This window comes from Microcoleus sp. T2B6, assembly GCF_036700475.1.
Classification (GTDB): Bacteria; Cyanobacteriota; Cyanobacteriia; order Cyanobacteriales; family Microcoleaceae; genus Microcoleus.
In genome coordinates, this window is sequence record NZ_JAUBOZ010000021.1 from 90,856 (window position 1) to 101,135 (window position 10,280).

The window sequence follows — 10,280 nt, forward strand, 5'->3', positions numbered from 1 at the left end:
CGATGTCCCGAAAGCTTTTATCAGTGATTTCTCGGATGACATTGCTGGGTACGCGACTTAGGGGGCAACTTATGTCACCTTAAAAAAGGTGATAGTTTATTAAGATATGCTTAGGAATCCTATATTTTGATATTTTCTCATGTATACCCGCTTTAATGCTTCCCAATCCGTTGAGCTCGCCGTACCAGAGGAACGGGTTCCCATTCAACATTATCTGCGCCAGCCGAGGCGACTGGTGAATGCCCTTGTCGATCAAAGTCGCACAGAACAGCTAAACGATGACTGTTTCCGCCTGAAAATGCGACCGTTACAATTTATGATGCTGAGCATTCAACCCACAGTAGACATGAGGGTGTGGGCCCAGTCGGATGGCACCATCAATTTGGAGTCCGTCGCCTGCGAAATTCGTGGCGTGGGTTATATCAACGATCGCTTTGCTCTCAATCTCAAAGGAAAGCTTTGTGTACACCAAAGCAGCGGGGTAGCATACTTGAAGGGAAAAGCGGATTTGGAAGTGCAAGTAGAATTACCGCCACCGTTTTGGCTGACGCCCAAACCCATTTTAGAAGCAACGGGGAATGCTTTGCTCAAGAGCGTACTGCTGAGCGTCAAACAGCGGTTGATGCACCAGTTGCTCTTAGATTACCGCCGCTGGGCAAGCAGCGAAAGTGAGCTAAGATCGATCGATATCCCCCCAATCTTATCTTTAGAAGGGTGAAATCCTACTAGAGAAGCTGTTAATTAATGTATAGGGATATTTAGCCACAAATCAGACCACTTACCACAATATTTATTAGTTAGACCCTGGAATTGGGCATCGGTCGCTTTGTGGGAACTAGCCAGCAGGGATAGATAGCTGCGGGTCAGTCAAGATCGATTTGAGTGATCCCTCCAAGTTCATCGTCTTCGATTATTCCCACGCCCCCCGGCAAAGGAGTTGACCTGTCTTTTGAAACTTCGTCCTTTGGGCGGAGTTCGCGCTGCGGTGGCTTGATTATTTTGCCCGGTTGATTCGTTGCGGCCACCCGAATCCTGATTTTTGGCCCGGAATTGCCCAAGCGAATTGTCATCCCGTCCACAACTGACACCTGAGCGATCGGTCTATCATCTACATAAGTGCCATTAGCACCAAAATTAATAATTTCCCAGCCATGAGCGTGATTCCACAGTTCTACGTGGTGGCGGGAAACTACAGCGCTGTAAATAATTACATCATTGTCGTTCGATCGACCGATCCGAACCACCGGTTCTGATTCAAAACACCAACTTTGAACTGGGACAGACTGGATAGGATGTAAAAGAGTTAAGGTAATCACTGATGTTTTGACACTCCACCGCCAGACAGAAACGGGGATACTTCCAGAGAGATTTTTTGGGAGAAAACTGCAAAAATTTGGATTTTTAAAGCCGTCATCAGTGCGCCATGATTCCCTCTATTTGCCGGAAAAGTCGAACTTTTGGCTGCTTGAGGGTGAAGCAACTTTTGACGGTTAGCTTTTGGCGCAGGCGCAAATTTTTGCGGTACTCGGTAACAACCAAACACGATGTTATTAATCGGGTGAACTTCCCAATGATGGACAGCAGTTTTAACCGCTTGATTAATTTGGTCTGTGAGGGAGCGATTCTGCCGATGGGCGAGCCGCTCAATTCGATCGGCTTCATCACCCTTTTCCCGCTGATGAAGCAGAGAATTTAACTCATACCCGCGATGGTTGCACCGCTGATTCGAGTTCTCGATCGGGCCACAGTCACTGCTCAACGACTTGCTGTTTATAAAGAAAGAAGTTAACCAATTATTAATCCTGGGGTCTCTAGATAAAATACTTGTTGATTGTATCTGAGATGTTGCACCATTCTCAATTACTTGTTTAGGAACAGGCAAGATGCCTGTTCTACAAGAAAATTCACTCTTTGTGGAACAGGCATCTTGCCGGTTCTGGAGAATGGTGCAAGATGTGAGTTGTATCAAACAGCATAGGTCATTTTGAGTTGCTAACATTTTCCTTATTGATGCGATACCTTTAAAATACAATGCTTTGAGCAGCACTGGAATTTTGAGCGACAACGCATCACTCTCTCATAGCGAAAATACCGATCGACCTTCCTCGCGCGCGCGGCCCCAAAATGCGCTCGGCAATTAGTCCCCCGGCCAGGGGGAAGGCCAAACTTCAGCTCAAATCTGACTCAGGCGGCTCCGGTTTCGGCTCTGGTCGGACAGATTCTTGCCTTTGCCGCTTCAACTCTGCAACTTTTTCTTGAGCTACATCCCTGACTTCTAGAGCTTTATCTTGGAATTTTTCCGCCAGACTTTGAGCGCCTCGCTTCACACCTGCCACATTTTTGAGAGTTCTGTCGAAATCTTCGTGTAAAAACTCTGCTACCAGACCGACTTTTTTGTGCAGTCCCTCCGCGTACTGCACGGGTTCCGATACAGCAGCTTCAGAGACGATCGCCCGCTTGCTGCCGATGGTCGAAATAGCTGCCACAGGTAACAAGTAAATGTCGTCTAAAACACCGCGCCACCCGCTCGATTTAAATAGGTAATGGGTGACTGAACCCGTGCGGACATCAAATAGGTAGTCAACCACTGCACCTGCCCGATTCCCAGCGTCCGTGAGTACCTCAAGCCCGATCGGACAAACAGCTTGTTCCGGCTGATGAAGTTCCGGCAGTTCCGGGTTAATGGTGACAAAAACATTTTCCCCCACCGTATCTACTTGCGCCCAAGCGAACCAAGTTTTTTTACTGCCCAAAAGTCCCGACTTGCAAGTAAAGCCGATCGCCCGCTGGGAGTGAGCGTCTAGCCAAACCCGATCTACCCTGCCGACCTCTTCCGCCGTTCTGCGGTCGATGGTGCGGCGGTTTAGCAGTTCGCTGCGCCTAACAATTTGTGGTGATGTACTCATAAATAAACTCCTGAGTGCCGCCTTTGAAAAATGTCGATCGTCCAAAGAAGCCGATTTAATATTCTTCTTCCGAATAATGGCGAGTATGATCTGCCTCGGTTAACTCATCCTCTTCCCTGGAAGTGCCAACTTCTTTGTGGTCGGGAACAGGAATCGTGCTAATGTGCACGCCGCCCGAGGGAGCGTGAATTTCCTTAGCCTCCCTGGGCTTGACGGTAATTTGTCCTAACTGGACAGAGGACTGATTCGGGCCTACGTTGATTTGAATTTTCGGCCCTGAGCGAGCCAAGTGAACGATCAGACCGTCCACAATGGGAACCTTAGCGATCGGCTTACCATCGAGGTAAGTGCCGTTGGTACCTAAATTGATCAGTTCCCAAGTTATGCCGCTGCGCCGCAATTCGATGTGGCGACGAGAAACCACAGCGCTAAAAAGAACGACGTGGTTTTCGGTCGAGCGCCCGATCCGGACGACCTGCTCGTCTTCAAAGATCCAACTGCGGACGGGTATAGACTGGAGTGGATGTAGCAAGGTCAGCTTAATCACATTGGCAGCATTGAGTTTTGGTAGAGCGCCTCAAGATGCGATTTTAGATTTTAGACTTTCGATCGCCCAATCCAAACTCGCTCTAAGAGATTTGAAATAAAAACGTAACCAGGTCTCCTTTGCCCAGAGAGATGCGGTCTCCCGGTCGCAACCGGTGGCGGTTTCCCTTGGGTAGCGGAGTATTGTTGACGTAAGTGCCGTTGGAACTGCCTACATCTTCTAGGTAGCAAGCATCTCCCTCCACCCGGAGATTTGCGTGTACCCGAGAAACTATCTCAGAATTAGCAAATCCCGAAACATCAATATCCGGCGGTACTAAGTCATTTGGCTTGCCTATGTGAACCACAGACAGACTGTGAGGCAATTCCATCGGCGTATTTGTCTGAACGTGTAACAGGCGGGCAGACTGCTGTTGCAGTTGAGTTTTAGCTACACCTGCTGGCTGTGGGCCCGGAACCGGAGGAGAGATATTTACTGGTGTTGCCACCGATTCAGTTGTAACAGGAACCGAGGGCGAAGGCGGGGGATCTGGAGTAGTCGGAATGCTGGCGGTAGTTTTTTCCAAGTTGAGCCCCTTATTCAGGGTAACTAGAGGTTCCATTGCCATCAGGGGTTCGGGTGGCACTAAATCCGGCGCCGGTGACGATACCACTGTGGGGCCTACAGGCGAGGGGGACGTTACTGTCACCTCAACTTCTGGAACTATGGAACCCGGACGCAAGTTAAAGCCACACTGACCGCAAAATGCTGCATCTGTCTGAACTGCTGCACCGCAGTTCGAGCAACTTGCGGTAACAGGTAAAGGCGTGTAGCAAGCCTCACACTGGCTGGCCCCGTCGGGGTTCTGGTGATTGCAATTGGGACAGACAATCATCGATTTCTCCTTGCTATCGGCCAGATTTTTAAATCAGCCTCATAAAAATACTCGTGTATATGGTCAAATTTTAACTTTAACCGCCACAATTCTTATATTGCTTCGCTCATACTAGCAACTGAGCTGACGCTGTGACGTTAGCTGTGATGGGCAAGATTGAGTTAGTGATAATGAATGCTGACTGTTTTGGCACGCTGGCGGCTCTGTCGGCTATTTTACGGAGGAGCCAGCAGCCGCATCGAGCAGCCACCAAAGTTCGCCCTCTGGTTGAACGAGTCTGGCTGGATAAGTCATTTCGTCGGCTGCGGGGGCAAAAATTTGAGCAAGGGCGGGTTGTTTGCTGGCTCCTGCGACCATGAAGATGACGCACCGGGCCCGGTTGATTAAGGGGACTGTAAAGGTAATGCGGGGTTGACCGTCTTTGTTGCCGACAGTTACTAGGGCGTCGCGGACTTGCAAGGCTGCTGTGCCGGGAAATAGAGAGGCTGTGTGGGCGTCGTCTCCTATGCCCAATAAAATGATGTCGAAGGCAGGAAACTCGCCGTCGGATACTTTGAAGAACTGCTGCAATTCGGTTTGGTGCGCGGCAGCGTCGGCTGCGGGGTCGCCGGCGGCTGTGGGCATGGGGTGGATGTTGCTGGCGGGGATATTCACTCGATCGAGCCACGCGAGGCTCGCCATTTTTTGATTGCTGTCTGGGTGTTCTGAGGGAACGTAGCGTTCGTCGCCCCAGAACACGTGAATTTTATCCCACGGCAGGTCTTGGGCTGCGATCGCTCTGTAGAGCGGTTCGGGTGTGCTTCCGCCCGCTGCGGCGATCGTACAAACTCCGCGTTCTGCTATGGCTTCTGAGATTTTTGACAGGACAATCCTGAGCGATCGATCTATTAATTCTTCCCGATTTGCTAATACTTCTACTATTTTTTTCATCAATTTACTCTCAACTTTCCTATTCGTGTTGTTCTGGGCAATTGCCAATTTTACCTTGACATTTTGGTTAGACATTTTGGTTTGAGGTCGCTCTGCTGACAGACTCGGCAGGCATGGCACAGCATCCCATACAATTTTATCATCTTATGCCCATTGATTGGAGGAAAGGCAGACATATTTCTACCAGTGCTTTATGGATTTTCACCTGTTGCATTGAGCTTTCGCAACTTTCAATCAAAAGTTCGATCGTACTCGGAGCATCTGGGCAGAAAGTAAAAAGCGTTTTTTGGGACTCCGAGCCGTCCCGCACAGCAAAGTCTATAAATATAGCGAGCCGGACGATCGCACACCGACAGTAAAAGCCAAACCGAGATGCTCCCGATCGCACTTACCCCGGCCTTGCAAAAATAATCAAGATTGATGTGGTAGACTAGGAAAAATAGTTTTAAATCCGCACGCTCGGAAGGAAGCAAAACTATGTCAATTTTTAAGCGATTTCCTACATCAGTCCGCTATCTAATAGCGCGGTTGCGCCACTGGACCCAACCGGCGGTTTGGGCTCCGTTAGCCGTGCTGTGTGCGGGGGGGTTATTTATCTGGGAGGTCTCGGTAAATCCAGAAAGGTTGAGCATAGATGGCGAAGAAGAACCAGCCACAAACAATCCAGTTTCGCTATCGGGACTATCTGCTGAAGATACCGCCATTGCTGCTGAAATCGACAGCTCACCAGTGCTAGTCAATCAGTTTAATGGCTCTACTGCTTCTGAACTGAACTTGTTAAATTCATCAGTAGTAAAAAGCAAAGGTTTATTCGAGGAACTTCGAGATCGGGAGTTAGAAACTCCTGAGCCATCTTCAGCCCCCAAGCGGGTAGGAAGCAGCGGATTTTCCCCCTTGCCAAATTTAGCAAATCCTGCTGTCGAGGCCGGAAACAATAACCCCCAAAATTCCAGCTTGCCCAGTTCAAACGCAACATCAGCGTTGAGTTTATCGGGCAGTGGGAGACTGACTTCTGGGATAAAAACGATCGAGCCTGAGTCTGGAGGTACAGCGAAAGCAACTTTATCGCAGGCGTCGAGTGATGCTAATTCAGATAAACAAAAGGAAAATTCTCTGCCTTTGAGTCCGCTGCAAGCAGCTATGAAAAAATACGTTGTTGCTAACACTTCGGCAACAGCGGCTTCAGGTGAGAAAACTGCAGACTCGGCTACATTGCTCGATCGACCTGCTTCCGATCCGGCTGCTGTAAATGCGACAAATTTGCTCCCAACGACCGCTACAGCTCAAGGTGGAGCAAATCCTGTGAATGTTCCCACAGCACTTCCCCCACTTGTGGCTCCGACAAATACTGTGAGCAACGAATCTCAAGAATTCTTAAAACCGACAGCTACAGTCTCTGAATCATTTGCTGGGTTAAATTCCAGAGTACCCAGCCTCCCCGAAATTAATGCAGCGGCTGCACCGGTGGCTTTGCCGAAAAATCCCTACCAAACTAATTTATCTGGTTCCGGCTTCGCACCTGAAGTTCAACCTGCGGCACTTCCCGTAGCCATACCTTCGCCAACACCTTTACTTCCAAATGTCGGTCAATCTCCCTTTCCGAATGTGATTGGGGGCAGCAAGATAATTAGCCCTCAATTCTCTCCCAATTCAGCGAATTCTCAATTTCAAACACCTCCACCGAGTCAGCTTAACTTGCCGCAGCAGCCTAACTTTGGAGTTGTTCCCCAAAACACCAATCAGGGCGTGCAGCCCATTCAACCTCAAACTTTTGCTACACCCCGCTCTCTGGCTCCGGGACGCTACATTGGGGGTGGCGAAATCAATACTTTTGCTAATCCTTAAATGAAGGAAGTGCGGCCACTAAAACGATATTACCAATTCCCAATTACCAATTCCCAATGTTATCGGTAAAACTTACCGAGAAGCGGCCCGCACCAACAATAATCCCCCGATTCCCAAGCCAAACACGATCGGCAGCCAAGCCGAAAGAATCGGAGTCAAAACAGCTTTCACGCCCATAGAACTGGTGATGAAAGAAAATACATAGTAAGTAAAAATCACAACTACGCTAATACCAAAACTCGTTCCTCGACCGGAGCGGCGCGGTTGAGTTCCCAAAGCGGCTCCCACTATACCAAATACCATGCACACGAAAGGAAAAGCATATTTTTCTTGAATTCGCACCTTTAATTTGCGAATTTGCGGTTCGTCGCCACTGTTTTTAATGATATCCAAACGCTCTAAAGCTTGGGCAATGTTCATTTCCTTGAAATCCCGCGCTCTAGCAGCTAAATCTAAGGGCGTGCGGGGGAGTTGCAACTGCTGGTGTTGAAACCTAACTATATTGCGGTAAGACCCGTCAGGAGCAACGATATAAGCGGTTCCGTTGAAAAAATCCCAAGTATTTTCTGAGGGATTCCAAGTAGCTGATTCTGAAGAAACGATTTGATTGAGGCCTGGGGTGGAGCGATCGATAATTGTTAAACCTTTCATTCGCTGGCCGTCAAACTGTTCTGCATAAAAAAAGCGGGCCAGGGTTTCGTCGCCGCCTTTTTCTGGTTTGCGAAATTCTGTGTAGATAATATTTCTATCTTGAAATATCGGTTTTTCTCGCTTCAGGGCTCTGTCTAAAGTCACAGTAGCTCTGTAGCTGGCGGCGGGTACAACTAACTCTTGCAAAGCAAAGGTGAAGCCTGCAACAATTAAACTCATTATCACAGCAGGCAGTATCAATCGGTAAACGCTAACTCCGCAACTGCGGAGGGCGATGAGTTCGCTGTCGCTGGACATTCGGCTGTAGGCCATTAAGGTTGCTAGCAGCATTGACATGGGGAAAGCCAATACTACGAAGTAGGGAATTTGCAGGAGAAAAATTTCTATGGCTGCGCCGTAGGGGAGGCCGGATTCTGCTACTCTGCGGACTAATTCAAATAAAGCTCCAACTGTGACGGCGACGGATGTAAAGAGTCCGACGCCAAATAAAAATGGGCCGATTAGTTCTTTGGTAATGTACCAGTCCATTACTGAAATTCTCGGCAGCCAGTTGATGGGATTCAAAGAATTGGATATTGCTATTTTCATAGTGGCGCTTTCTCGCAGATTGCTCCTCAATCTAAAATCTAAAATTCTGCCGTTTGCTGAATGCCTTCAAAAGACTATCGCACGAAGTTGTCACCTAAGTAATACTGTCGCACTAAAGGGTTGCTGTAGAGTTCTTCTTCAGCCCCGGAGGCTAAAATTTGGCCGTCTCGCATGATGTAGGCTCGATCGGTAATTTCGAGGGTTTCTCGGACGTTGTGATCGGTGATGAGGATGCCGATTTGGCGATCGCGCAGTTTAGCAATAATGGTTTGAATTTCGTCTACGGCGATCGGATCGACGCCTGCAAACGGTTCGTCTAAAAATAGGAACATCGGCCCGTCTCGCCCTGCGGCTAATGCTCTGGCTAGTTCAGTCCGTCGCCTTTCTCCCCCCGATATTTGAATTCCCAAACTGGATGCTATTTTTTCTAAGCGAAATTCTTGCAATAGGAAATCGACTCGCTCGCGCCATTCCCAGCGCGGCACTTGAGTTTGTTCTAGGACTAACAAAATGTTGTCGCGCACGCTCATGTTTCGGAAAATGCTTGCTTCTTGAGCGAGATAGCCAATTCCCAAATGTGCTCGCTGGTGCATCGCCAATTTAGTGATGTCTAAATCGTTGAGCCAAACGGTGCCTTGATTTGGTTTTTCTAATCCGGTTGCTATGTAAAATGTGGTGGTTTTGCCGGCACCGTTGGGGCCGAGCAATCCTACGATTTCTCCTTGGGCTACCGACAGGTTGACGCGACTAACTACATTGCGTTTTCCGTAGGATTTGTGAATATTTTCGAGTACAATTTTCATTTTCGCTCCCGGCAACCTCTACAAGCTCAATTTCAGACTGCAGCATTGTGCGATCGAGTCTCTAATTTAAATTTTACCTTTTCAAGTTGGTGAGTTTTATAAAGACGAAATTTCGCATCTATCCCAAGTAGTATGTTTTGGCTGAGGCGAAATTTCGCTGCTGCAAGCCACTGTTACCGGGGGGCTGTAGTTGGACGTGGGGAGCCCAATGTATTTTGGGCTGCCGCATCTTGTTCCGGGGCAACCAGATAAACAGATTCTACCTGTCCTGGGTTGTCTGGCAGGGCAATAAACCGCCCTTCGTCGATGAGGTATGTTATGGTTTCGCCGCGCAGGCTGTTGCCCTGCTGCAAGACGTAAACATCTCCGCTGAGAATAATCCGGCGCTCACGGCTGAAGTATTGAGCTTGAGCCGCAGTTGCTTGTATTTGGCGGGCTGGATAGTTGATTTGGACGTTGCCGCGGGCTGTCACGATGCCGGTTTTGGAGTCGGCTTCTTGAATGTCCGATCGCACGCTGAGGGTGCGGGGCGCGTTGGCTTGCGAATAGGTGGGAGAGGCGATCGCGCCTGCCAGAGTGAGGGGCAACAGCAGCGATAATCCTTTGAATATTCGGGAATTGAGTAGTTTAGCGGAGGGCATCATAGCTTACAAGCCTCAAAATTTATAAAATTGCTGAAGGGCATTACCTCCAGTTTTGACACTGACAGATCAGCTACCGGGAGCATTTAACTTGTCTGTTGAGACTGAGTGAAGGACGGCGGACACGGCAACCGGGACACTTTTCTTGATGGAGATTAGATGCACAACAGCTTATCAGTTAAATATGTTATTTTAACGGTCGGAAAGACTTTCGGACTTGTCGATCGACCTGCCCGAGAGCGTCAACCAATTATCGTAGCAAGACAATAGGCATTTTCACGACGTGTTTGGCTGATTTGCTGGATTTGCAAGTTTTTTGACGGTTGCTCGCATCGGGAAGTTACGGATAACCTCTCTAGGTACTAAGGCATTAGCTGTCCGCAGTGAGTTCGGCAAAATAAATCAAATTTTGATTTATTAAGCTGTTGCACATTTAAACTGTGATACAATCATTACCCTTATTTTTGATTTTGCGACCCCATTTAATTATTAATT

The 10,280-nt window shown here is 48.5% G+C and carries 12 protein-coding genes; 2 read left to right on the forward strand and 10 right to left on the reverse strand.

Features of this window, described 5'->3' with window-relative positions:
• Nucleotides 1-139: 139 nt before the first annotated feature.
• Nucleotides 140-718 carry a DUF1997 domain-containing protein gene (locus QUA00_RS12335; RefSeq protein WP_333145980.1) on the forward strand — a complete coding sequence of 193 codons (579 nt, stop codon included), beginning with the start codon at nucleotides 140-142 and terminating at the stop codon, nucleotides 716-718.
• Between the two features lie 145 nt (nucleotides 719-863).
• On the opposite strand, the gene QUA00_RS12340 is transcribed toward QUA00_RS12335, so the two are convergent.
• The 7 genes from QUA00_RS12340 to QUA00_RS12370 all read right to left on the reverse strand — a co-directional run bounded on the left by QUA00_RS12340 (nucleotide 864) and on the right by QUA00_RS12370 (nucleotide 5,645).
• Nucleotides 864-1,316 carry an FHA domain-containing protein gene (locus QUA00_RS12340; RefSeq protein WP_333145983.1) on the reverse strand — a complete coding sequence of 151 codons (453 nt, stop codon included), beginning with the start codon at nucleotides 1,314-1,316 and terminating at the stop codon, nucleotides 864-866.
• On the reverse strand, nucleotides 1,313-1,882 hold the full coding sequence (locus tag QUA00_RS12345) for a hypothetical protein (RefSeq protein ID WP_333145986.1): 570 nt from the start codon (nucleotides 1,880-1,882) through the stop codon (nucleotides 1,313-1,315). Before QUA00_RS12345 ends, QUA00_RS12340 begins: the two co-directional genes overlap by 4 nt.
• A gap of 286 nt (nucleotides 1,883-2,168) precedes the next feature.
• Complete coding sequence (locus tag QUA00_RS12350) at nucleotides 2,169-2,906, reverse strand: PRC-barrel domain-containing protein (RefSeq protein WP_333145989.1); 738 nt, start codon at nucleotides 2,904-2,906, stop codon at nucleotides 2,169-2,171.
• A gap of 55 nt (nucleotides 2,907-2,961) precedes the next feature.
• Nucleotides 2,962-3,453: an FHA domain-containing protein gene (locus QUA00_RS12355; RefSeq protein ID WP_333145991.1), complete on the reverse strand. Its 492-nt coding sequence runs from the start codon at nucleotides 3,451-3,453 to the stop codon at nucleotides 2,962-2,964.
• An 82-nt stretch (nucleotides 3,454-3,535) separates the two neighbouring features.
• Nucleotides 3,536-4,327 (reverse strand): FHA domain-containing protein, encoded by a 792-nt coding sequence (locus tag QUA00_RS12360; protein WP_333145994.1) that lies wholly within the window; start codon nucleotides 4,325-4,327, stop codon nucleotides 3,536-3,538.
• Between the two features lie 210 nt (nucleotides 4,328-4,537).
• On the reverse strand, nucleotides 4,538-5,257 hold the full coding sequence (pgl, locus tag QUA00_RS12365; RefSeq protein WP_333146035.1) for a 6-phosphogluconolactonase: 720 nt from the start codon (nucleotides 5,255-5,257) through the stop codon (nucleotides 4,538-4,540).
• A gap of 139 nt (nucleotides 5,258-5,396) precedes the next feature.
• A complete protein-coding gene (locus tag QUA00_RS12370) occupies nucleotides 5,397-5,645 on the reverse strand; it encodes a hypothetical protein (RefSeq protein WP_333145996.1) in 249 nt (82 codons plus the stop codon).
• Between the two features lie 89 nt (nucleotides 5,646-5,734).
• Between QUA00_RS12370 and QUA00_RS12375 the strand changes: the two genes are divergently transcribed.
• Complete coding sequence (locus QUA00_RS12375; RefSeq protein WP_333145998.1) at nucleotides 5,735-7,102, forward strand: hypothetical protein; 1,368 nt, start codon at nucleotides 5,735-5,737, stop codon at nucleotides 7,100-7,102.
• 72 nt (nucleotides 7,103-7,174) lie between these two features.
• Here QUA00_RS12375 and QUA00_RS12380 read toward each other — a convergent pair whose 3' ends face one another.
• From QUA00_RS12380 to QUA00_RS12390, 3 genes are all read right to left on the reverse strand, one after another.
• The gene (locus tag QUA00_RS12380) at nucleotides 7,175-8,341 is read right to left on the reverse strand and encodes an LptF/LptG family permease (protein WP_333146001.1); all 1,167 of its coding nucleotides are present in this window, start codon (nucleotides 8,339-8,341) and stop codon (nucleotides 7,175-7,177) included.
• Nucleotides 8,342-8,415: 74 nt separating this feature from the next.
• Complete coding sequence (lptB, locus tag QUA00_RS12385) at nucleotides 8,416-9,144, reverse strand: LPS export ABC transporter ATP-binding protein (RefSeq protein ID WP_333146003.1); 729 nt, start codon at nucleotides 9,142-9,144, stop codon at nucleotides 8,416-8,418.
• 173 nt (nucleotides 9,145-9,317) lie between these two features.
• Nucleotides 9,318-9,788 carry an LptA/OstA family protein gene (locus QUA00_RS12390; protein WP_333146005.1) on the reverse strand — a complete coding sequence of 157 codons (471 nt, stop codon included), beginning with the start codon at nucleotides 9,786-9,788 and terminating at the stop codon, nucleotides 9,318-9,320.
• Nucleotides 9,789-10,280: the final 492 nt, after the last annotated feature.

Bases quoted from the DNA above. Each gene is read 5' to 3' on its own strand.
- QUA00_RS12375 (WP_333145998.1), top strand. From the start codon at position 5,735: ATGTCAATTTTTAAGCGATTTCCTACATCAGTCCGCTATCTAATAGCG.
- pgl (WP_333146035.1), bottom strand. From the start codon at position 5,257: ATGAAAAAAATAGTAGAAGTATTAGCAAATCGGGAAGAATTAATAGAT.
- QUA00_RS12335 (WP_333145980.1), top strand. From the start codon at position 140: ATGTATACCCGCTTTAATGCTTCCCAATCCGTTGAGCTCGCCGTACCA.
- lptB (WP_333146003.1), bottom strand. From the start codon at position 9,144: ATGAAAATTGTACTCGAAAATATTCACAAATCCTACGGAAAACGCAAT.
- QUA00_RS12380 (WP_333146001.1), bottom strand. From the start codon at position 8,341: ATGAAAATAGCAATATCCAATTCTTTGAATCCCATCAACTGGCTGCCG.
- QUA00_RS12360 (WP_333145994.1), bottom strand. From the start codon at position 4,327: ATGATTGTCTGTCCCAATTGCAATCACCAGAACCCCGACGGGGCCAGC.
- QUA00_RS12350 (WP_333145989.1), bottom strand. From the start codon at position 2,906: ATGAGTACATCACCACAAATTGTTAGGCGCAGCGAACTGCTAAACCGC.
- QUA00_RS12390 (WP_333146005.1), bottom strand. From the start codon at position 9,788: ATGATGCCCTCCGCTAAACTACTCAATTCCCGAATATTCAAAGGATTA.